Annotated in this window: 20 protein-coding genes; 11 read left to right on the top strand and 9 right to left on the bottom strand. The window is 69.0% G+C overall.

Annotated features, from left to right (window positions below; translation table 11 throughout):
* Positions 1-31: 31 nt before the first annotated feature.
* Both WS66_RS09375 and WS66_RS09380 read right to left on the bottom strand, forming a co-directional pair.
* The gene (locus tag WS66_RS09375; protein WP_059601689.1) at positions 32-1,663 is read right to left on the bottom strand and encodes a CHAD domain-containing protein; all 1,632 of its coding nucleotides are present in this window, start codon (positions 1,661-1,663) and stop codon (positions 32-34) included.
* Between the two features lie 139 nt (positions 1,664-1,802).
* Positions 1,803-2,186, bottom strand: coding sequence for a tautomerase family protein (locus WS66_RS09380; protein ID WP_059601687.1), 384 nt, complete (start codon positions 2,184-2,186; stop codon positions 1,803-1,805).
* 104 nt (positions 2,187-2,290) lie between these two features.
* On the opposite strand from WS66_RS09380, the gene WS66_RS09385 reads away from it, so the two are divergent.
* From WS66_RS09385 to WS66_RS09405, 5 genes are all read left to right on the top strand, one after another.
* Positions 2,291-3,148: a LysR family transcriptional regulator gene (locus WS66_RS09385; protein WP_059601684.1), complete on the top strand. Its 858-nt coding sequence runs from the start codon at positions 2,291-2,293 to the stop codon at positions 3,146-3,148.
* 41 nt (positions 3,149-3,189) lie between these two features.
* Positions 3,190-4,113, top strand: a complete 924-nt coding sequence (locus WS66_RS09390) for a DMT family transporter (RefSeq protein ID WP_059601682.1) — start codon at positions 3,190-3,192, stop codon at positions 4,111-4,113.
* A 67-nt stretch (positions 4,114-4,180) separates the two neighbouring features.
* On the top strand, positions 4,181-4,960 hold the full coding sequence (locus WS66_RS09395) for a sensor histidine kinase (protein WP_059601680.1): 780 nt from the start codon (positions 4,181-4,183) through the stop codon (positions 4,958-4,960).
* A 76-nt stretch (positions 4,961-5,036) separates the two neighbouring features.
* Entirely contained in the window at positions 5,037-6,377 is a 1,341-nt protein-coding gene (locus WS66_RS09400; RefSeq protein ID WP_059601678.1) for a hemolysin family protein, read from the top strand.
* Between the two features lie 22 nt (positions 6,378-6,399).
* On the top strand, positions 6,400-6,984 hold the full coding sequence (locus WS66_RS09405; protein WP_059601676.1) for a thiamine phosphate synthase: 585 nt from the start codon (positions 6,400-6,402) through the stop codon (positions 6,982-6,984).
* 39 nt (positions 6,985-7,023) lie between these two features.
* Here WS66_RS09405 and WS66_RS09410 read toward each other — a convergent pair whose 3' ends face one another.
* Entirely contained in the window at positions 7,024-8,673 is a 1,650-nt protein-coding gene (locus WS66_RS09410) for a DUF3459 domain-containing protein (protein ID WP_059601854.1), read from the bottom strand.
* Positions 8,674-8,975: 302 nt separating this feature from the next.
* Here WS66_RS09410 and WS66_RS09415 point away from each other — a divergent pair, with 302 nt between their 5' ends.
* Positions 8,976-9,686 (top strand): class I SAM-dependent methyltransferase, encoded by a 711-nt coding sequence (locus WS66_RS09415; RefSeq protein WP_059601674.1) that lies wholly within the window; start codon positions 8,976-8,978, stop codon positions 9,684-9,686.
* A 129-nt stretch (positions 9,687-9,815) separates the two neighbouring features.
* Here WS66_RS09415 and WS66_RS09420 read toward each other — a convergent pair whose 3' ends face one another.
* Positions 9,816-10,469 (bottom strand): DUF1345 domain-containing protein, encoded by a 654-nt coding sequence (locus tag WS66_RS09420; RefSeq protein ID WP_059601672.1) that lies wholly within the window; start codon positions 10,467-10,469, stop codon positions 9,816-9,818.
* Between the two features lie 136 nt (positions 10,470-10,605).
* On the opposite strand from WS66_RS09420, the gene WS66_RS09425 reads away from it, so the two are divergent.
* Entirely contained in the window at positions 10,606-11,331 is a 726-nt protein-coding gene (locus WS66_RS09425) for a metallophosphoesterase (protein WP_059601669.1), read from the top strand.
* Positions 11,332-11,395: 64 nt separating this feature from the next.
* Here WS66_RS09425 and WS66_RS09430 read toward each other — a convergent pair whose 3' ends face one another.
* The gene (locus WS66_RS09430) at positions 11,396-12,094 is read right to left on the bottom strand and encodes an RES family NAD+ phosphorylase (protein ID WP_059601667.1); all 699 of its coding nucleotides are present in this window, start codon (positions 12,092-12,094) and stop codon (positions 11,396-11,398) included.
* A 2-nt stretch (positions 12,095-12,096) separates the two neighbouring features.
* Positions 12,097-12,516, bottom strand: a complete 420-nt coding sequence (locus tag WS66_RS09435; RefSeq protein ID WP_059601665.1) for an MbcA/ParS/Xre antitoxin family protein — start codon at positions 12,514-12,516, stop codon at positions 12,097-12,099.
* A 234-nt stretch (positions 12,517-12,750) separates the two neighbouring features.
* On the opposite strand from WS66_RS09435, the gene WS66_RS09440 reads away from it, so the two are divergent.
* A complete protein-coding gene (locus WS66_RS09440; RefSeq protein ID WP_059601661.1) occupies positions 12,751-13,533 on the top strand; it encodes an ABC transporter substrate-binding protein in 783 nt (260 codons plus the stop codon).
* Between the two features lie 444 nt (positions 13,534-13,977).
* Here the strand turns inward: WS66_RS09440 and WS66_RS33600 are convergent, their stop codons facing one another.
* From WS66_RS33600 to WS66_RS09455, 3 genes are all read right to left on the bottom strand, one after another.
* Positions 13,978-14,451, bottom strand: a complete 474-nt coding sequence (locus WS66_RS33600; protein ID WP_159086534.1) for a hypothetical protein — start codon at positions 14,449-14,451, stop codon at positions 13,978-13,980.
* Between the two features lie 61 nt (positions 14,452-14,512).
* On the bottom strand, positions 14,513-15,976 hold the full coding sequence (locus WS66_RS09450) for a sigma-54 dependent transcriptional regulator (RefSeq protein WP_059601659.1): 1,464 nt from the start codon (positions 15,974-15,976) through the stop codon (positions 14,513-14,515).
* A gap of 438 nt (positions 15,977-16,414) precedes the next feature.
* Positions 16,415-17,332 (bottom strand): metal-dependent hydrolase, encoded by a 918-nt coding sequence (locus WS66_RS09455; protein ID WP_059601852.1) that lies wholly within the window; start codon positions 17,330-17,332, stop codon positions 16,415-16,417.
* A gap of 581 nt (positions 17,333-17,913) precedes the next feature.
* Here WS66_RS09455 and WS66_RS09460 point away from each other — a divergent pair.
* The 3 genes from WS66_RS09460 (at position 17,914) to WS66_RS09470 (ending at position 20,678) form a co-directional block, all read left to right on the top strand.
* Positions 17,914-18,255, top strand: a complete 342-nt coding sequence (locus WS66_RS09460) for an FKBP-type peptidyl-prolyl cis-trans isomerase (protein ID WP_059601657.1) — start codon at positions 17,914-17,916, stop codon at positions 18,253-18,255.
* Positions 18,256-18,281: 26 nt separating this feature from the next.
* Positions 18,282-19,049 carry an AraC family transcriptional regulator gene (locus tag WS66_RS09465; protein WP_059601655.1) on the top strand — a complete coding sequence of 256 codons (768 nt, stop codon included), beginning with the start codon at positions 18,282-18,284 and terminating at the stop codon, positions 19,047-19,049.
* Between the two features lie 171 nt (positions 19,050-19,220).
* On the top strand, positions 19,221-20,678 hold the full coding sequence (locus WS66_RS09470) for an MFS transporter (protein ID WP_059601652.1): 1,458 nt from the start codon (positions 19,221-19,223) through the stop codon (positions 20,676-20,678).
* Positions 20,679-20,767: the final 89 nt, after the last annotated feature.

Genomic DNA, 20,767 nt, shown 5'->3' on the forward strand with positions numbered 1-20,767 from the left:
ACGGGGGGCCATTATAGTGAGCGCGCGCCGCTCAACGCGGCTTGCCATCCAGCTTCGGCGGGCGCAGGCTCGCGAGCAGCGTCTCGGCGTCCCTCGCCGCGCGTTGCTCGAGTGCGGCGCCGTAGCCGCGCACGAAACCCAGCTGGTAAGCGGGCGCCGCCAGTTGCTCGAGATGATGCAGCGCGACGATCGTGTCGTTCGCCTCGCCAAGCACGCTCTGCACGCGCGCGAGCGTCTTGACCGTTTCGTTGCGCGTGCGGCGCGATGCCAGCGACGCGAAGAATTCGAGCGCGTAGCGCAGCCGCTTCGTGTCGATCCGCACCTGGTGCCGCGCGGCCGTGTCGAGCGACGTGAGCGACGGCGATGCATACAGGTGACCGAACAGCCGCCGCACGCGCTTGGTTGCGTGACGCCGCAGCGACGGTGCATCGTCGTCGGCATCGGTCGGCGGTAGCGCAAGCCCGCTCAGCCACTCGAGCCACCCGAGCGTCAGTCGCGCATAGCGCGCCGAATGCAGCGCCTGGCGCAGTTCGACGCGCGCGGCCATCGCCTGTACGCGCGCGGCGTCGAGCGTGCCGTCCCAGTCCGCGCTGCCGCCGTCGGCCGCGATCAGCGCGGGCAGGCTCTCGGTCGAGAACACGTCCCAGTCGCGCACCGTGCCGAGCAACGCCGCAAGCCAGCTCAAGTCGACGCCGAACGTGTTCTGCCATTGATCGTCCGCGAAACGCGGGAAGAAGCGCATCAGCGTACGCAGCCGCCGCAGCGCGACGCGCATCTGGTGCACGAATTCGGGATCGTCGCGGTCGAGCACGCCGCCCTCGTTGCCGAGCCATTGCGCGGCGATGTCACCCGACAGCGCGAACAGCGCTGCCCGCTGCGTGCGGATGCCGGTCAGGTCGACGAGTTGCGCCTTGACCGGCCCGGCGACGGCAGGCTCGCCCGCGCACGCGCGATCGATCACGCTGGTCAGCTGCACGAACGCGGGCCATGCGCCGCTGAGCTCGCGCGCGGCGGCAAACAGCGCGCGCAGCGCGGCCATGCGTGCGGCGGCGGTTTCCCAGTCGGGTGCCGCGAGGCGCAGCTCGACATGGCGGCGCGGCGGCTCGGTGCCGCCGTGCAGGGTGATGTCGTCGAGCGTCATCTCGACCACCACGCCGCTGTCGTCCGCCCAGCGCCCGCGCCGCCGCTCGCTGACGAGCCGCGGCGGTGCCGGCGCCGACGATGCGGCAACCGCCGCTTCGTCGACGGCGCCGGCCGTCACGCGGTCGCCGTCGCCCGTGGCCTCCGCGGATTCCGAATCGGCGATCGGCACCGACGCCGGCGTGGCCACGACGATGCCCGCATGCTCGGCATCGAACAACTCACGCGCCACGACACCGGGCGCGAATGCCTTCGTGCGCGACGCGACGACCCGCCGCCCCTGCGCGTTCGACTCGATCCACGTCCACCAGCACTCGCCGGGGTTCGTCTCGGCTTCCTCGACCTGGCACGGCTCGATCGTCACGCGCTCCTGGCCGCGCCGCATCCGCACCTGCGGGCAGATCCGCCAAGCACGGACGAGTTCGGCACCGAAGTCGCGCTGCTCGCCACGGGCCCGGCTTCCCGTCTTGACCGGCCAACCTTCCAGCGACAGGCACAACACGATTTCCAGCACACGCGACATGGAGGCTCCTGCACATGAAGAATCGCCGGCGCATCGTCCGCGCCGGCGTCGCCCGTAAAGCAGCTTCCATAGTACACGCCGCAAAATCGCGCGGGAGACGACCTGGCCCTGTCGCGCCTGTCGCGCATCAAACGACGTATCAGACGACGTATTGCGCGATGCCGTTGCCGAACGACCAGTCCTCCTTCAGCACTTCGACGAGACCGATGAATACGTCCTGCGGCCGCACGCCGGGCTGCTGCGCGAGGTTTTCGGCGATGGTCCGGTACAGCGCCTGCTTCTGCTCGAGCGTGCGCGTGTTGTTCGCCGTGATCTGGATCATCACGAGATCGTCGCTGCGTTCGATGTCGAGGTAGTGGCGGCCGAACACAAAGTTCTCGGCCGAATGCTCGGTCACGACCATGAAGATGTCGTCCTCGGGCACGTTGAATGTGTGCATCAGCGCGCGATGCACGCCGTCGACGAGCGCCGCACGGTAGGCGGCCGGTTTGCCTTCGCGCATTGCGATACGGGTGAACGGCATGATCCTGCTCCTTTCGGTGACGTTGAAAAATGGAAACGTCAGGTTAGGTGCGCCTGACTATAATTAACAGTCATCAATCAATATTTCATCCATTTACGTTTGAAATGAAAGTCCTCGACCTCGATGCGGTGCGCGCGTTCGTGCTGGTCGCCGATCTCGCGAGCTTCACGCGCGCCGCCGACGCGCTCGGCACCACGCAATCGGCCGTCAGCCTGAAGCTGAAACGGCTCGAAACGCACCTCGGCAAGCCGCTGCTCGCGCGCACGCCGCGCGTCGTCAAGCTGGCCGCTGACGGCGAGAACTTCCTGCCCGCCGCCCGTGCGCTGCTCGACGCGCACGATCAGGCGCTCGGCGCGATTTCGGCCGGCACGCACCGCCTGTCGCTCGGCGTCAGCGAACACGTTGCGGTGCCCGACCTGCCGGCCGTGCTGACGAGCCTGCACCGGCAGGATCCCGGGCTGTCGCTGGAAATGCACCTGGGCACGTCGGCGAGCCTGATCGTGCAATACGACGAAAGGCGGCTCGACGCGGCGATCGTGCGGCACGAACCAGGCGAGGATCCTCCGCGCGACGACGGCACGCTGCTGTTTACCGAACCGCTCGCGTGGCTCGCCGCGCCCGACTGGGCGCCGCGCGCCGGCGAGCCGCTGCCGCTCGCGGTGCTGGCCGGGCCCTGCGGCGTGCGGGCCGCCGCGCTGCGCGCACTCGAGCATGCCGGACGGCCGTGGCGCGAGCGCTTTACGGGCGGCGGCGTCGCAGCGGTCACGGCGGCGGCCGCAGCCGGGCTCGCGGTCTGTCCGCTGGCGCGTCGCGTCGCGCCGCGCACGCTGGTCGACGTCGGCGCGAAATTCGGCTTGCCACCGCTGCCGCACTCGCAGGTCGTGCTGTATTCGCGGGTGCGCGACGCCCGCGCGGCGGCCGCACTCCGAAGGTTTTCCGACAGTCTTGCAATCTCGGCGTAAACTGGTCGGTTCCGCCGTTCGCAATCTTCCGAAGAATTCCGATGAAGCCCGAAGCCCGCAAGCACCTCCGTGCCAACCTGCTGATGCTCGCCGCCGCCGCGATCTGGGGCTCGGCGTTCGTCGCGCAACGACTGAGCCTCGACGTGATCGGGCCGTTTCTGTTTACGGGGCTGCGCTTCCTGCTCGGCGCACTGGTGTTGATCCCGCTGCTGACGTTCAACGCGGGCTCGCGCGCACAGCTCGCGGCGATTCGGCGCGAGCCGGCGCTGCTCGCGCCGGGCCTCGCGCTCGGCGGGCTGCTCGCCGTATCGATCTCGCTGCAGCAGTTCGGCCTGCAGTACACACGGGTCGCGAACGCGGGCTTCATCAGCTCGCTGTACGTCGTGATCGTGCCGCTGATGGGCGTGTTCGCGCGCCACCGGATCGGCGCCGGCACGTGGTTCGGCGCGCTGCTCGCGGCGATCGGCCTGTACTTCCTCAGCATCGACGAGCATTTCTCGGTGCTCTACGGCGACTGGTTCCAGCTCGCGGGCGCCGTGATCATCGCCGCGCACGTGATGGCCGTCGGCCATTTCGCAAAGCGGCACGATCCGCTCGTGCTCGCGTTCCTGCAGTTCGTCGCGTGCGGCGCGCTGTGCCTCGCGGCCGGCCTCGTGATCGAGCCGGTCAGCGTCGCGATGCTGCGCAGCGCGCTGCCGACGCTGCTGTACGGCGGGCTGCTGTCGGTCGGCGTCGGCTATACGCTTCAGGTCGTCGCGCAGCGCGATGCGGCGCCCGCGCACGCGGCCGTGATCTTCAGCATGGAAGGCGTGTTCGCGGCCATCGCGGGCTGGGCCGCGCTCGGCGAGACGCTGACGCTGCGCGCGCTGGTCGGCTGCGCGCTCATGCTGGCCGGCCTGCTCGCCTGCCAGCTGCTGCCGAACGGCGACGCCCGGAAAAAGGACGAGGACGCGCTGCCGGCGTGACACGCGCGATCCCTATAATGGCGGTTCGCGTGTTTTTCATGCCAACCGCTTCCGACAGGCCAGCTCCGTGACGTCCAATTCCGTCGATCCCGCCGCCGACCTCCTGCGCGAACGCGCAGCGCACTATGCCGCCGAGGCGGCGCTGTTCCTGCGCGACCAGGCGCTGTCCACCGCATCGCACGACCTGCGCAGCCCGCTGAACGCGATGCACAGCTGGGCGTACGTGCTCGAGCGCCAGCTCGCCGGTGCCGACCCGAACCTGCAACGCGCGCTCGCTGGCATCCGCGCAGGGATCGACCAGCAGGTCGCGCTGATCGACGACGTGCTCGACGCGCCGCGCGCCGCAACGCGCACACTCGCGATCGCCGTGCAGCCGTTCGCGCTGCGCCCGCTGCTCGACGACACGCTTGCGCTGGTGCGCTTCGCGCTCGCCGACGCGCGGCGGGTGACCATCGACGCGACGCTGCCCGACGGCGAACCGTCGCTGACCGCCGATCGCGAACGCATCGCGCAGGCGTTCTGGACGATGCTGACGACGGCCGTCGAAGCCAGCGCCGCCGGTAGTCGCGTGACCCTCACATGCACGCGCGACGGCGCGCTGTGCGTCGCGCACGTCACCTGCGACGTGAACGCCGACGCCCTCGCCGATCCCGCGCTGCCGCACGCATTCGAACCGTTCGCCCGCCACGAGATGCTGCGCGCGCGCGACGCGAAGCGCGTCGCCGGGACGCTCGCGCTGTGCCAGCGTGTCGCCCTCGCGCACGGCGGCACCTTCACCCACACCCCGTTCGCCGACAACTCCGCCGCCACCCTCTCGCTCTGCGTCCCCTGCGAGGCGCAGGTGTAAGCGATCGGCAGCCCGACTCATTACACTTCACTTTCAGGCCCTATACTGATGGGCCTTTCATGACTGGAGCGATTCTTTGTTACAGATCTTCGCGCTCATCGGCGCGTTGTTCCTGGTGGCCCTGAACGGGTTTTTCGTCGCAGCCGAATTCGGCCTCGTCAAACTGCGCGCGACGCGCGTCAAGACACTTGCCCGCAAGCACGGCCTGCGCGGGCGCATCCTCGCCATCGTGCACGGCCGGCTCGACGCCTATCTGTCCGCCTGCCAGCTCGGCATCACGCTCGCGTCGCTCGGCCTCGGCTGGGTCGGCGAGCCGGCGTTCGCGGAACTGATCGGCCCGCTGCTCGACCTGATCGGCGTGCAGTCCGAACGCATCGTCCACCTGATCTCGCTCGTGTTCGCGTTTTCGCTGATCTCGTTCCTGCACATCGTGGTTGGCGAGCTCGCCCCGAAATCGATGGCGATCCGCCAGTCGGAAAAGGTCGGCCTGTGGGTCGCGCTGCCGCTCTACGCGTTCTACTGGGCGATGTATCCGGCGATCTGGGTGCTCAACAGCAGCGCGAATGCGGTGCTGAAGCTCGCGGGGCTGTCGGCCGACCACGGCGGCGATGCGCACTACTCGACCGACGAGCTGAAGCTGATCCTGCGCAGCCGCCGCAGCGCGGGCAACGCGGCTCAGCCGGCCCGCGGCACGTACTCCAACGACGAGTGGAACACGCTCGCGCATTCGCTCGATTTCTCGTCGATGACGGTATCGGACCTGATGCGGCCGGCCCATGAAATGATCGGCCTGCGCCGCGACCTGCCGCTGCCCGACAACATGGAGATCGTCGCGCGGCATCGCTTCAGCCGCTATCCGCTGTTCGAGGATGCGTCGCGCGAAGAGGTGAGCGGGCTGATCCACCTGAAGGACCTGCTGCTCGCGCGTCATGCCGGGGCTGCGCTCGAGGACCTGTCCGACTACGTGCGCCCTGTGCAGTACGTGAAGCCCGACACGCCGGCACTCGACCTGTTCCGCCGCTTCCGCAAGGGCGCGCCGCACTTCGCGCTGGTCGGCAACAAGGGCGAGAAGCCGATCGGCTTCCTGACGCTCGACAACCTGCTCGGCGCGCTGGTCGGCCAGATCCACGACGAGTTCCGCCAGGGCGATGCGGACTGGAGCCGCCTCGACGACGGCACGCTGATGGGCAAGGGTAGCCTGCCCGTCGTGTCGCTCGAGCAGGCGCTCGGCATCGACATCGACGAAGGGCGCGCGGAATCGGTCGGCGGCCTCGTGATCCAGGCGCTCAACGATTTGCCGACCGAAGGGCAGCGCGTGTCGTTCGATCGCTTCGACGTCGTCGTGAAGAAGATGAACGGGCCGCGCATCGTGCTGGTGCGCGTCTACCCGAAGATCGCGAAGGAGGCGGACGAATGACGGCCGCCGCTCGCCGCGCGCGATGAGTCCGACGTTGCCGCGCTGCTACGTGATCACGCCGGAGCCGGCGTCCGCGTCGGCCGCCGATTGCCACGCATTCCTCGACAGGCTGTCGGCCGTGCTGGCGCGCGGCGGGACGCTCGTGCAGTTGCGCGTGAAGTCGTTCGATGCAGACGCGTTCGCGCGGCTGGCCGCCGATGCGCTCGCGCGCTGCGCAGCGGCCGGCGCGCAACTGATGCTCAACGGGCCGATCGATGTGGCGGGCGTGATGCAGCTCGACGGCGCGGGCTGGCACCTCGACGGCGCCGCGCTGCGCGCGGTCGCGCAACGGCCGCTGCCGGCCGCGCGCCTCATGTCGGCCGCATGCCACGCGGCCGACGATCTCGTGCTGGCCGCGCGCGCGGGCGTGGATTTCGTCACGCTGTCGCCCGTATTGCCGACACTCAGCCATCCCGGCGCGCCGACGCTCGGCTGGACGCGATTCGCCGCGTTGGCCGTGCAGGCCGCGATGCCGGTCTATGCGCTCGGCGGCATGACACGCGCGCATCTCGACGAAGCGCGCCGCCACGGCGCGTACGGCGTCGCGGGCATTCGCAGCTTCTGGTAAGTGCGGCCGGGTGCGCCAGCATCCGGCCGGCCGCAGGCATCATGCGCCCGGAACGGGACGCATTGCGTGCCGTGCGCTGCCGTCGATCCGGCGCACGTCGTGCGTCAGCGCGTACCGGTTGACGTCGCCCGTCAGCCACGCGACGAGCGAATACGGCGGCAACTCCCCTTCATCGACCCGGTCGCGTGCGCGTGCCGGCGTCTCGAACACGACCTGCCCGCTCGGCGCATCGAACGGCACCGCGTCGGGCGACAGGTTCAATGCGATGGTCAGCGTCTCGTCATCGGCGAGCCGCCATGATGCAAGCAGCGCATCGGCGTCCCCGTCACCGCTCGCCTTCAGCGCATGCGCGTCCTGCGGCCGGCAATCGGACAGCCGCGGCGCAATCAGCTTCGCGCGCACCGCGAGCGCCGACTGCACGAAATGCGCACGATCGACATCGCGCGCGGTTTCGTCGAAGATCAGCGGGATCTGCGGCGTGAGCAGCGATAGCGCAAGCGCCGCGAGGTCGGGAGTTTGCTCGTGGTCACCATGCTCGCTTTCGCGCCATGCGCCGTCGGACAGCACCAGCGACGTGAGCGACAACCCTTCGGCGCCTGGACCGTCGCCCGCCGTGGCCGGCTGGAATGCCGCGCCTGCCGCGGTCAGCGCGCGAGCAAGCGTGTGGATCGACTGGTTCGGCGAAATCCCTTCGTGCACCGACACGTCGCGCCCCGTCAGCCGATGCAGCGCACGTTCTCCGCAACCGTTCAACTGCGCATCGAAATGCGTATCGGCCAGATGCACCGGATGACGCTCGCTGCCGAGCACGAGGTGGATCATTCGGTCGGCCGGCACGGCCGCGCGCACGCGATCGGCGATCTCCCGCAGCCACGACGTGCCGATCCGGTCGGCCTCGCGCAGCCGCAAGCCGTCGCAACGGTATTCGTCGATCCAGTACAGCGCGTTGTCGCAGAAGAAGTCGCAAACCTCCGGATGGTCGAGCGCGAGCGGCGGCACCTGCAGCGGATCGTCGCGCGTATGAAAGAATGGTGCCGCGTAATGACGCAGCGCGTCGGTGCCGCTGCCGAAGCGCGCGTAATCGAGCTCCAGCAGCACCGCGAGACCGTAGCCGTGCGCATCGTCGATCAGCGCCTTCAGTGCGTCGGGGCCGCCCTCCGCCGCGAGCGGCGCGAATGGCAGGCTGTCGTGCGGCGACGCGAGCACCTCCAGCGCGGTCACGCCGAGACGGGCAAGCTGAGGCAACCGGCGGCGCACGCCCTCGAAGCCGCCGACCGCGTGCGGACGAATCGCGTACAGCGCAATGCCCTCCCACGGACGTCCGCGCCAGAACGTGTTGCGCCACGTGAATGCGCGCGGATCGACGACCTCGCTCGGGCCGTTGAGCCCGTCGGGTTGCGAACGCGATGCGGGATCCGGAATCGACGTGACGTCGTCGAGCCGATAACGGTAACGCGCGCCCGCACCGCATTCGACGAACGCCTCGAACCAGTGCGGACCGGCCGCCGTCATCGGGACGAGCGTCGGGCCCATACCGGTATCGAGTTCGAGCTGAACATGCGTGCTGCCCGGTGCCCATACGCGGAAATGCGTGCGCGGCGACGTGCCGAGCGCGCCGCAGGGCTGCGCGCCGGACGGCAGGCAGTGAATGTAGTGCTGCGCATACGGATCGTGCGGACAATCTGACATCATGCGCTCCTCGTGCGTGCCGAGCGGCATGGCCGCGCGGTCGACGCGGCGCATCGGGGCCCGGCATGCGACGGCCAGGCAGGGGGGAAGAAAAGTATGCGCCGGTTTCACGGCCGCGATGCATCGACTCCTCACATTTTTTAATGCGAATCGACCCCGTCAATGGTTGCGCATGTGGCGCGCCGAGTCGGGTAGTCCGCATACCGGAACGGCCGCTCGCCTTGTTGCGCGGCCGACCCGCGCTTACGCTCCGTGCGATGCGCGTGGGCACCCCGTCCGCGCCCGAACCCGAGGAATCCGCCATGTCGCTCCCCGCCAGCGCCGCGAAGTTCGATCCGGCACGCGCGCACGAATATGCCGAACAATCCCGCATCGCACTCGCCGGCTACGACGCGTGCCACGAGCTGGCCGCGTGCATGCTGGCGTCGGCGATCGGTGTGCCGCAGGCGCGGCTCCTCGTCGTGGGAGCGGGCGGCACCGGGCAGGAAATCTGCGTACCCGCGGCCCTGGAACCCGGCTGGCAGTTCACGGCCGTCGATCCGTCCGCGCCGATGCTCGCGCTCGCGCGTGCCAACGTCGAAGCGGCGGGTTTTGCCGCACGCACGCAATTCGTCGAGGCCGGCGTCGATGCGCTGCCCGATGCGCCGGCCTTCGACGGCGCGACGCTGATCGGCGTGCTGCATCACGTTCCCGGCGACGCGGCGAAGGTCGCGCTGCTGGACGCGATCGCGCGCCGCCTGAAGCCCGGCGCACCGCTCGTGATCGCGGGCAACTATCGCCGCTATGCGGACCACCCTCGCCTGCTCGACGCGTGGCAACAGCGCTGGCGGATGAAGGGCGCGACGCCCGACGCTGTGCGTGCGCAGCTGGCGAAAATCCTGCAGGGCGCCGATCCGCCGGCTGCCGAGGAAGCCGTGTTCGCGTTGCTGCACGATGCGGGCTTCGATGCGCCGCTGCGCTTTTTCTCGAGCCTGTTCTGGGGCGCGTGGATCGCGGTGCGGCGCGGCGCGTGACAACGAGCAACGGCGCGAGGCGGCACGCACACGGCAATCGCGCGCTTTCTCGAAGCGATCCACGCGCGCGCCGCCGACCGCCTCACGCTCGAGCGTGGCAGTCCTTACGAACGGCTCGAGTCACCCGCGTCAGCTCAACAACCCTGCCGCGACGTTGATCGACAGCCCGAGCACGGCCATGTTGAAGTAGAACGACAGGATGGACTGCGCGAGCACCGCGCGCCGAGCGGAACGGTTCGCGAGCGACACGTCGGCCGTCTGCGACGCGACCGCGAGCGTAAACGCGAAATACAGGAAATCCCAGTAATCGGGCTCGGGGTTGCGGTCGGGGAACCGCAGCGCGCGATCGCCGCTCGGCGAGCCGTAATAGAGCCGCGCATAGTGCAACGTGAAGATCGTCGGAATCAGGAACCATGCGCCGAACAGCGTCGCGCCCGTGACCGCGTAATGGCCGAGCCCGGCGCGAAAGCCCACGTTCTTCGCGGTCGCGAGTTCGATCGCGATCGCGGCGACGCTCGCGACCGTCGCGATGCAGATGACCGTCAGCACGGTCGTCGCGCTCTCGTCCTCGCGGATCGCGATCTCGCGCACCTGGTGATGATGCGCGGTGACCATGCGCACCCACATCAGCACGAGATACAGCCAGATCGTGCAATCCCAGCCGATCAGCGCGCGCGCGGTCGGCCTCAACTGCCACGGCAGCAGCACCGCGCACAGCACGCCGGCGGCGAAGGCCGCGACCATGCGCGGCCGATTGCGTAACACCTGCGGATACAGCGTCATCGTACGATTCCGAAAGCGGATGGAAAGGGTTCAGCCGGCGTGCGAACGGCCCGCTGCGCCGTGCCGGGCGGTACCGCCCCGATTATCGCGATTCCTGCATGACGTCGCGATGGGCGTGAGCGCCTAAGATATCGGGATGACTCCCGTCCTCTGCCATCATCCCGCGAATGCGGCCGGCCGCGACTTCGTCGTCGGCGATCTGCACGGTTGCGTGGATGTGCTGCGCGCGCTGCTGCACGACATCGGCTTCGCCCCGGCTCGCGACCGGCTGTTCTCGGTCGGCGATCTCGTCGATCGCGGCCCCGCGTCCGAAACCGCGCTCGAGCTGCTGGACCGCCCGTGGTGCCACGTGGTGCGCGGCAATCACGAAGAAGTGCTGAGCCTCGTGTCGCGCGGCAAGCTGTCGCCCGACGCGTGGCGCGGAATCGGCGGCGACTGGGGCGCCGATCTTCCGCCGGAACGGCTGCACGCGCATGCGGCACGCGTCGACGCGCTACCGCTCGTGCGCGTGATCGGCGACGGCCCCGCGCGCTTCAACGTGCTGCATGCGGAATTCTTCGGTTCGGATGCCGAACTCGACACGGGCAGCTATTCGCCGGACGTGCGCGAGCGGCTGATCTGGGGGCGCGACCTCGTGCAGGGGCTCGCCGACCCGGCCCGGCAGGCCGGCCTGTCGCTGACCTGCACCGGCCACACGCCCGTGCGCGCGCCGCAGCGCATCGGCGCGCAATGGTTCATCGACACCGGCGCGTTCGCACCGTCCGGACGCCTGACGATCGTCGAGCCGCGCACGGGCGAGACGTGGTCGCTCACCCAGGCCGACGCGCGCGCACGTCATGCGGGCGACCTGCCGCTGCCTTAAAGCCTGATCACGCCAATGACGGGGCTTGGGGCCGGCAGCGTTCATGGCATGCCCGACGCGCTGGCTAGCCGACCTGGTTCAGTTCGAACACCGCATCGATCGCGGAACCGTTCCAGTTGTATTCGAGATACGCCGCGTGATGGCAGTCGCGCAGCAACGTCGTGCGGAACGCCGCGAGACACTCGCCGCGCGGGTCGCGCACCGACGGATAGACGATCCCCGCGCCGCCCGCATTGCGCACCGCGCGGCCGAGCGCCTGCCCGGCTCTGTAGTCGAGCGGATCGAGCAGCCCCGGGCTGCGCTGCGGCCACGTGCGCACGTCGGCGACGTCGCCCTGCGCGTACACCGTGTACAGCCGCATCTGCTGGCGCATCGGCGCCTCCTTCGTCGCGGCCAGGAACAGCCCGCTGTGATAGCGCGTCTCGGCGATCGCCGTATCGCGCGACCGTCCGCAGTAGAACACGCCGTAGCTGCCGTCGGAAAAGCGGCTGCCCTGCGGATTCAGGTGCGTGAACGCGGCCATGATCGGCCCCCAACCCGGGCCGTAGCGACGCTCGGCCGGCGGCACGAGGTCGAGCGTGCCGACTTCGTTGCGGATCCGGTCGTTGGTCAGCGATTCCAGCGCATAGAGCGCGTCGAAATCCTCGGCGGCCGCCACGCGGTCGAACAGGTTGATGGCCGGAAAACGGGTGGGAATCACGCGATAGGCAGGTGCCCAGTCGACGACGGTCGTGGGCCAGTGTTGTACTTCTTCAATCGGCATCGTCACGCCCAGCCACCCCGCATCGCGTCGAGATATTGACGGACGGCAACCAGGTCGCCGACGTTGCCGGCGAGCATGCGGTCGAGCGCGCGCTTGCCGCCGAACGGTGCGGCGTCGTTGGGCCGCTTGACCCAGGTGTCGGCCGCGGCCGGCTGCGGCAGCAGGATCTGCAGCGCCTTGTAGATGCCGAGCAGCAGCGATAGCCGCTCGAGCGTATCGCGCGGCAGGCGGGCCGATTCAGGCGCGGCCTTCCACTTGAAGAACGTCGAGCGGCCGGGCGACCCGAGTAGCACGATCTGTTCGTCGATCGTCAGCTCCCAGTCGCGCGCGATGTTGAAGAACGCACGCAGGCCGGCCGCCGACATCCGCGCGACCGAGGCCTGCCGCGGGGCGGAATGCGAATCGAAAGCGGGCTGTGACATGATCGTTAGTCTCGAAACGAATTTACTAACAAGATTAGTCCATTTTCGCATTTTTGCAAGGGTCGCCCCCCAAGGCGTCGGCATTCCGTCCGAAGGATCGATATTTTTTGTCCATTCTGGACTGTTATTTTATTTTCTGCGTTAATGACCGTGCGGACAGCGCACCGGGACGCGGCGCGTCCCCCGCAGCAACCGTGTCGCCCAGAACCGGATAGACCACGCCAAGGAACCACCATGAAGATACTGATTGCCGCCGTTTCGATCGCCCTGCTCGCGGTATCGGCAGGCCCCGCCGTCGCGAAGGACTGGACCACGCTGCGCTTCGGCACCGATGCCAGCTACGCGCCGTTCGAATCGAAGGCGCCCGACGGCAAGCTCGTCGGCTTCGACATCGACCTCGGCAACGAGATCTGCGCACGGCTGAAGGCGAAGTGCGTGTGGCTCGAGAACGATTTCGACGGGATGATCCCGGCGCTGAAGGCGAAGAAGTTCGACGCGGTGCTGTCGTCGATGTCGATCACGCCGCAGCGCGCGGAACAGATCGGCTTCACGACGAAGATCTACAACCAGCCGACGCGGCTCGTCGTGAAGAAGGGTTCGCCGCTGCTGCCGACGGCCGAATCGCTGAAAGGCAAGTCGATCGGCGTCGAACAGGGCACGACGCAGGAAGCGTATGCGAAGGCGTACTGGGCGAAGCAGGGTGCGAACGTCGTGTCGTACCAGAACCAGGACGGCGTGTATGCGGACCTGACGTCGGGCCGCCTCGACGCCGCGCTGCAGGACGAGGTGCAGGCCGCGATCGGGTTCCTGAAGTCGCCGCGCGGCGCGGGCTACCAGTTCGTCGGGCCCGAACTCGTCGACGAGAAGGTGCTCGGCATCGGCGCCGGCATCGGGCTGCGCAAGGAAGACACCGACCTGAAGGCGAAGATCGATCGCGCGATCCTCGACATGGTCAAGGACGGCACGTACAAGCGGCTCGCGTCGAAGTACTTCGACTTCGACATCTACGGCGGCTGAAGCGGCGCCGCGCGCGGACGGGTGCGATACCCGTCGCGCGCGGTCTGACCGCCCCTCCCCTGCTCGCCGGACGGCGACGCCTCCCTGACGTTCGCCGTCGTGCCGGTTCATCGTCCGTATCGCGCATCCGGACGCCGCACGTCATTCGCATTGCAAACGGATCACCTGCTCTGGCGACAACAGGCGCTCGACGTCGTCAATAAGCGAAGATCGGGCGCCGGGGAACCGGTGCCCGCGTGCACATCCCCATGCGGATCGGGTTGGCGAGCGAGAAAGCGCCGGCCCGGCGCGGATGACCGGGTATCAGCCGGATCCGCCTCGCACCGGGCGCGGAGAGGTGGCCTGTCGACGCATGCCGGCCGGCAGCAAGATGCGCGGTCGACCGGCGATGGGTCGAATCACTGCGATCGCGGCCTGCCGGCCGCTGCGTGTGGCGATCGTTCGTCATTTTTCTACCCCGTATTCGATCCGTAGCTTGTACCGGCAACCGGACACAGCCGGCGCCCCGACGATCCGTCGATGACGGCCCATGCCGTTCGGAGCAGGGCTATGCTGCCCGTCCGTCCGGTCATCCCCGTGGACTGCGTCCTTGCCGGTCCTCGCATGGTTCGCTGCCGGACCGGCCGGACGCCACGTCATCGACTTTCGCACCTCAAACTCCGCAAGGAGCGGGCCAGCTTCGTTCCGGGCCGGCCGCACAAGGCTTTCATCGGACAAGCCCGCGACCGGAACGGGCGGGGCAGGCAGGACGTTGCGAAACTGAAACATGCGTGGCGCAAGCGGGCGCGCCCGTGTGGCGGCGATGCCTTGCCGGACAAGGCGCGCGGACGATCCGGAATATTTTCCCGGCACGGGCGGCACGCCGCCGCGCACGTTTGCCGGGTCGATCCGGGTGGCCGCCGGCACGAAACGTTTCACGCTCTTTACATGGCGCCGGACGCCCGCGCACGGGACGGCCGTGGACGCTTCCCGCCGTCGTTCAGCCGACTCGCTGATGGTCGGCGTCGTCGGGCGGCACGCCGTCCTTTCCGCCGTTGTTGTCGTGGTCGTTGAGCCCGTGCTCGATCATCATCCGGTAAAGCGTGACGCGCGAGATGCCGAGTTCGGCGGCGGCCTTGTTGATCCGGTGATCGTTGCGCAGCAGCGCGTTTTCGATCGCGGTGCGCTCGGCGAGCGAACGCGCCTGCTCGAGCGTCACGGGCTCCGTTTCGCCCGGGACCTCGAGCCCGAGGTCGTGCGGTGTCAGCAGCCGGCTCTCGGCCATCACGATCGCGCGGCGCACCCGGTTGATCAGCTCGCGCACGTTGCCGGGCCACTCGTAGCGGCGCATCGCGTCGAGCGCGGCCGAGGTGAAGCCGCTGATCTTGCGGCCGCTGTCGGCCTTGTATTTCTGCAGCACGTAATGCGCGAGGATGTCGATGTCCTTGCCGCGCGCACGCAGCGGCGGCTCGTGAATGCGCAGCACGCAGAGCCTGTGATAGAGGTCCGCGCGAAAGCGTCCGGCTTCGACCGCGCCGTCGAGATCCACGTGCGTCGCCGAGATGATCCGTACGTCGACCGGAATCGACTCCTGGCCGCCGAGCCGCTCGATCTTCCCTTCCTGCAGGAAGCGCAGCAGGCTCGCCTGGCTTTCGATCGGCATGTCGCCGATTTCGTCGAGAAACAGCGTGCCGCCGTTCGCGGATTCGATCCGGCCCGCGCGCCGCTGGTTCGCCCCGGTGAATGCGCCGCGCTCGTAGCCGAACAGTTCCGACTGCAGCAGGTGATGCGGAATCGCGCCGCAGTTGATCGCGACGAACGGCCCCTTGCCACGCACCGAGCGCTCGTGGATCGCGAGCGCCGTCAGCTCCTTGCCGGTGCCCGACTCGCCGGAGATGAACACGCTCGCGTCGGTCTTCGCGACCTTGCGGATCGTGCTGAACAGCTGCTGCATCGCTTCGCAGTTGCCGATCATCCCGTGCTCGCCGATCGACGCCGCGTACGCCGCGCCGTCGACGCGATCGAGCGCGGCCATCCCGCGCGCATGGCCGAGCACGTGCGAAATCCATTCGTACGGCAACGGCAGCGTCACGTAATCGAAACAATAGCTGCGGATCAGTTCGCGCACGGCAACGCCGATCGTGATGCCGGCCTGCGCGACGGAAATCCAGCCGATCGCCGGCTGGCTCAGGCACGCTTTCAGCGCGGGATAGTCGCGCGACGTGAAGCCCGAGAAATCGACGAGCCCGGCTGCGACATTCACGCCGGACGTCATGTTCTGCGCTGCGCCGGCCGTCTTCGCGACCGAGATGTCCCAGCCGAGCTCCCGCAGTTGCGCCAGCAACGGCTCGTCCGGCGAACGCATGATGACGAACAGCTTGCGCCCAGCCTCGGGAGCGGTAACGGACACGGGCGGCATCTCGGACGCCGCCGTCCCGCTTGCGTCGGGTGACCTTGCAACCATCGTTGTTCCCCGCTTGGCGTTGGTATCGTGCGCCGGCTCGCCGCCGCATCCGAAGGACCTCGATCGAACCGACATATTGGCCGCATTTCCGTCCGAATAAAATCCCCCCGGGCAATAATCGCGCGCCGGGCGGATCCTTTCATGAACGGTATATCGGTGCCGCCGGTGCGCGGCTAGATGGGTGATATCCCGGTGGCGAGGCGGCTGCGAAAACATGGCCGTACGGATATCGGGCGCGCGAAGCCGCGCCGGTGCGGGCGCGCGGGTGCGGCGCGCGGCGCCGGGCACGTGGAATCGGCCCGGCGGCAGGCGCCGGCGCGGCCCCGGCGGCCGCGCCGGCACGCGCTCGCGCAACCGTTTTCCGCTTGACGCCGGTCAATCGTCAGAAGAAGTGGGGATGATGCACGAACGCAACACGTGCCGCGCGGCGTGGCGGCGTCAGCGCCCCGATGCGAGCGGCGCGAGTGCGTTCGCGCGGCCGCGTCCGGCCGACGCGCCGTCGTGTTCTCCGTAGGCGGCGGCGAGCGTATCGACGCGCGCGAGGTGGTGGCGATTGTCGTGGTCCCACGGATGGAAGCCGGGCCGGAAAAAGCTCAGCCATTCACCCGCGATGCGCGGGAACAGCCCGCGGCGCGGCCCGTACAGGAATGCAATCATGCGCAGCATGCCGCGCACACGATGCCTGATGTCGCGATCGCGCGACAGCAGCGTCACGTGCATCAGGAACACGGTCGGCCAGAACGTCAGCGTCGTCACCAGGTACACGCCGACGCGGATCAGGTAGCGGCGCAGGCCCGGTTTCATCACGGCGTTCCACACGTCGTAGGACACGGCCTTGTGCTCGGTTTCCTCGAGCGCATGCCACAGCCACATCTGCCGGTAGCCTTCGACCGAGCCGTCCAGGCGCGTCGGGTCGCGCAGGAGCCAGTCCGCGAGCATCGCCGTGTAGTGTTCGGCGGCGACCGTGTGCGCGAGCTGCACCGAATGCGGCAGCGTGCGCTTCATGAAGCCGAGCACCGTCCATACTCGCTTGTCGAGCTTGCGCGCGGGCAGGCGGTTGGCCTGCATCAGCTCGTTATATTCGACATGCTCGCGCGTATGCATCGCCTCCTGGCCGATGAAGCCGAGCACCTGCCGCTTGAGCACCGGGTCGTCGATCCGGTCGCGATAATTGCGCACCGAATCCATGAAAAAGCGTTCGCCGGCCGGAAACAGCAGCGACAGCGCGTTGAAGAAGTGGGTCACGTGCGGGCCGAGCCCATGCCAGTCCTTCGCGCGCTCGACCGGCAGGTCGAAGCGCAAGTCGCGGCGCACTGGCATCACCTCGGCTGCAATGGCTGAAGCGGCTGACTTCATGTTCGTCGTTCTCCTGGTTTTCGGGCGGCCCGCCAGCCGTCGCGGCCTTGTCGGCGCGGGCCCGGGCAGCGCATCGCGCAACGCCGAAATCTTGACATCGATAACTGTAAAGATAGGCGCCGGCCGGCGCTGCGCGCAAGCCGCGCGGTAGACGCGCGCTTCCAAACAGGGCACGGTCGGCAGCGCGGAAAAAACGAGGTTCGAGCGGCATTCGGGCGCGCCGGGATTCGAACGCGCACGCCGGGACGCGACCGGCAGCCAGACGGCGCACGCACGCGCCGAAATCGGCACACACACCCCGCGCGACGGGCGTTTCGCGGGATCACGCGGTGCCGCCCGACGTGACGCCGAGCAGCCGGGTGGCACCGATTCATACGCGCGCCCCGTTCGCGCGGCGCAACCCCGTCGATCCGGTTCGCGAAAAATTCAAACGCGCGTTCCATTCGCGTTTCAGGCGGAATGCATGACCACCACCGCGGCCGGCGCGCGATCGGCATGCCGCGGGGCGCTTGTCGCGTAAGGCGGCCCCCTGCCCGCTCGCCTACAATAGCGGTTTTACCCAACCCCTTTCAGGAGAAGTCATGTCTGTCACCACGACCGCATCGGGCCTCAAAATCGAAGACCTGACCGAAGGCAGCGGCGCGGAAGCGCAAGCCGGCCAGACCGTCAGCGTCCACTACACGGGCTGGCTGACCGACGGTCAGAAATTCGATTCGAGCAAGGACCGCAACGACCCGTTCGCGTTCGTGCTCGGCGGCGGCATGGTCATCAAGGGCTGGGACGAAGGCGTGCAGGGCATGAAGGTCGGCGGCGTGCGTCGCCTGACGATCCCGCCGCAACTCGGCTACGGTCCGCGCGGCGCAGGCGGCGTGATCCCCCCGAACGCGACGCTCGTGTTCGAAGTCGAACTGCTCGCCGTCTGACGACGCCGTCGGCCGACGTCCTTCCGATGGAACGCATCCCGTCTCCCGCCATCGCGCTGCGCCGTTACGACACGTGCGAAGCATCCGACGTGCACGACTTTCATCAGGTCGTGATCGGCGTCGACGGCGCGATGGTGATGGCTGTGGACGGCGTCGGCCAGCGCATCGACCGGCACGCGGCGTGGCTGATTCCGGCCGGCGCGCGCCACGATTACTCGGGCCTCGGCGAGAATCGCCAGCTCGTGCTCGACTTGCCCGCCGCGTCGCTCGCGGTGCCCCAGCGGCTGTTCGGCAGCGCGCGTGCCGTGTCGATCGACCCGGCGCTCACGTCGCTCGTCGCGCAGGTCGCGGCGGCGGCCGCGCAGTTCGACGGGACAGCCGGCGACACGCAGCGCGCGCATCGCTTCCAGTGGCAGGCCGCCGCGCGTCTGTGCGACGCGCTGCTCGACGATGCCGGCCTCGCCGCGCCCGCGGCGGGCCTGGATTTCGCGCGCATCGACCGCTGGCTGCGCGCGCGGCTTGCGGAACCACTGCGCATCGCCGATCTCGCCGCGCACTGTGGTTACGGAATGCGCCGCTTTCATCAACTGTTCGTCGACGCGTTCGGCGAAACCCCGCATCGCTACCTGCAGCGGCTGCGGCTCGACGCCGCCGTCGTGCTGCTGGCGGACGGCCGCCATCCGCTCGTCGACATCGCCGGCATGGTCGGCTTCGCCGACCAGAGCACCTTCACGCACGCTTTCAAGAAGCGCTTCGGCGTCGCGCCGGGGCGCTGGCGCGGCGAGCGGCACTGAGCGCTCACGCGCGTCGCCCGGCGTGCCGGAAAGCCGTGTCACGGCTCGCTGAGCCTCACGGCCTCCGTTCCCCTGTCGCGCTGCGGCCGGCAAGCCGGCCACATCGCGACGGCATCGATGCTTCACGCCTCCCTGAAACGTCGCCCGCCCGTCGCGTCCTACGATGGGCGCATGGACACGACCACCCGCTCCGCCGCCTTTCAGCACGGGCTCGCCCGCATCGTCGCGACCGTCAGCATCGGCTTCGTCGTCACGCAACTCGACGTAACGATCGTCAACATCGCGCTCGCGCATCTGGCCGGCGATCTGCATCTGCCGGTCGCCGGCCTGCAGTGGGTCGTCGATGCGTATACGCTCGCGTTCGCGGTGCTGATGCTGTCGGGCGGCGCACTTGGCGACCGCTTTGGCGCACGCCGCATGTACGTCGTCGGCCTCGTGCTGTTCGCACTCGCGTCGCTTGCGTGCGGCGCCGCCATCGCGCCCGCGATGCTGATCGCGGCCCGCGCGCTGCAAGGCGTCGGCGCCGCGGCGATGCTGCCGAATTCGCTCGCACTGCTCAACGATGCGTGCCGGCATGATCCGCCTCTGCGCGCCCGTGCCGTCGGCTGGTGGACTGCCGCGGGCTCGATCTCGATCGCGGCCGGCCCGGTCGTGGGCGGCCTGCTGATCTCAGCATGGGGCTGGCGCGGCATCTTTCTCGTGAACCTGCCGCTGTGTGCGGCGGGGCTGGCGGCCACGTTCGCATGGGTGCCCGCGCGTCACATCGGCGCTGCATCGAAGCAACCGACGACGCCCGTGCGCGCCGTGCGGGCACTCGACCTGCGCGGTCAGCTCATCGCGATCGCGATGCTGACCGCGCTGACCGCCGCCGTGATCGAATGGCAACCGCTCGGCTTCACGCATCCGGTCGTCGCCGGCGGCTTCGCGCTCGCGGCGCTGGCCGGGCTCGCGTTCGTCGCGGTCGAGTCGCACACCGCGATGCCGATGCTGCCGCTGTCGCTGTTCCGCCGCCGCACGTTCAGCGCGGCTGTCCTGTTCGGAATCTGCGTGAACCTCACGTACTACGGCACCGTGTTCGTGCTTGCGCTGTACCTGCAGCGCGTGCGCGGCGAATCGGCGTGGCAGGCGGGGCTCGCGTTCCTGCCGCTCACGGGCGGCTTCCTGCTGGCGAACCTCGCGAGCGGCCGTGCGGTCGCGCGTCACGGCCCGCGCGCGCCGATGCTCGCGGGCGCGCTGGTTGCCGCGCTCGGCTACGGCGCACTGCATTTCATCGATGCGTCGACGCCGCTGCCGCTGCTGCTCGTGCCGTTCCTGCTGATTCCGGCCGGCATGGGCTTCGCGGTGCCGGCGATGACGACGGCCGTGCTCGCGTCGGTCGAGCACGAGTGCGCGGGTATCGCATCGGCGGTGCTGAACACCGCACGACAGACCGGCGGCGCGATGGGCGTCGCCGCGTTCGGCGCGGTCGCGGGCAGCGGCGCCGCGTGGCAGACCGTCGAGGGCCTGCATGTCGAAACCGGCGTATCGGCCGGGCTGCTGGTCGCGGCCGCGCTGCTCGCGACGCTGGTCAGGCCGGCTGCGCATCGCGGTGCATCCGGTGCGCGTCGCGCGGCGTCGGCAGCCGATTGAACGGTGCGGTCGGCCGTCATCGGGCGCGTGACCGGTGCGTCGACGCCGCGAAGCGGACACGATCGGTTCTTGCGTCCCGTGGCGAACGA

It is taken from the genome of Burkholderia sp. LA-2-3-30-S1-D2 (assembly GCF_001523915.2).
In the GTDB taxonomy this organism is placed as follows: Bacteria; Pseudomonadota; Gammaproteobacteria; order Burkholderiales; family Burkholderiaceae; genus Burkholderia; species Burkholderia diffusa.

Bases quoted from the DNA above. Each gene is read 5' to 3' on its own strand.
- WS66_RS09375 (WP_059601689.1), bottom strand. From the start codon at position 1,663: ATGTCGCGTGTGCTGGAAATCGTGTTGTGCCTGTCGCTGGAAGGTTGG.
- WS66_RS09380 (WP_059601687.1), bottom strand. From the start codon at position 2,186: ATGCCGTTCACCCGTATCGCAATGCGCGAAGGCAAACCGGCCGCCTAC.
- WS66_RS09385 (WP_059601684.1), top strand. From the start codon at position 2,291: ATGAAAGTCCTCGACCTCGATGCGGTGCGCGCGTTCGTGCTGGTCGCC.
- WS66_RS09390 (WP_059601682.1), top strand. From the start codon at position 3,190: ATGAAGCCCGAAGCCCGCAAGCACCTCCGTGCCAACCTGCTGATGCTC.
- WS66_RS09405 (WP_059601676.1), top strand. From the start codon at position 6,400: ATGAGTCCGACGTTGCCGCGCTGCTACGTGATCACGCCGGAGCCGGCG.
- WS66_RS09410 (WP_059601854.1), bottom strand. From the start codon at position 8,673: ATGTCAGATTGTCCGCACGATCCGTATGCGCAGCACTACATTCACTGC.
- WS66_RS09415 (WP_059601674.1), top strand. From the start codon at position 8,976: ATGTCGCTCCCCGCCAGCGCCGCGAAGTTCGATCCGGCACGCGCGCAC.
- WS66_RS09420 (WP_059601672.1), bottom strand. From the start codon at position 10,469: ATGACGCTGTATCCGCAGGTGTTACGCAATCGGCCGCGCATGGTCGCG.
- WS66_RS09425 (WP_059601669.1), top strand. From the start codon at position 10,606: ATGACTCCCGTCCTCTGCCATCATCCCGCGAATGCGGCCGGCCGCGAC.
- WS66_RS09430 (WP_059601667.1), bottom strand. From the start codon at position 12,094: ATGCCGATTGAAGAAGTACAACACTGGCCCACGACCGTCGTCGACTGG.
- WS66_RS09435 (WP_059601665.1), bottom strand. From the start codon at position 12,516: ATGTCACAGCCCGCTTTCGATTCGCATTCCGCCCCGCGGCAGGCCTCG.
- WS66_RS09440 (WP_059601661.1), top strand. From the start codon at position 12,751: ATGAAGATACTGATTGCCGCCGTTTCGATCGCCCTGCTCGCGGTATCG.
- WS66_RS09450 (WP_059601659.1), bottom strand. From the start codon at position 15,976: ATGGTTGCAAGGTCACCCGACGCAAGCGGGACGGCGGCGTCCGAGATG.
- WS66_RS09455 (WP_059601852.1), bottom strand. From the start codon at position 17,332: ATGAAGTCAGCCGCTTCAGCCATTGCAGCCGAGGTGATGCCAGTGCGC.
- WS66_RS09460 (WP_059601657.1), top strand. From the start codon at position 17,914: ATGTCTGTCACCACGACCGCATCGGGCCTCAAAATCGAAGACCTGACC.
- WS66_RS09465 (WP_059601655.1), top strand. From the start codon at position 18,282: ATGGAACGCATCCCGTCTCCCGCCATCGCGCTGCGCCGTTACGACACG.
- WS66_RS09470 (WP_059601652.1), top strand. From the start codon at position 19,221: ATGGACACGACCACCCGCTCCGCCGCCTTTCAGCACGGGCTCGCCCGC.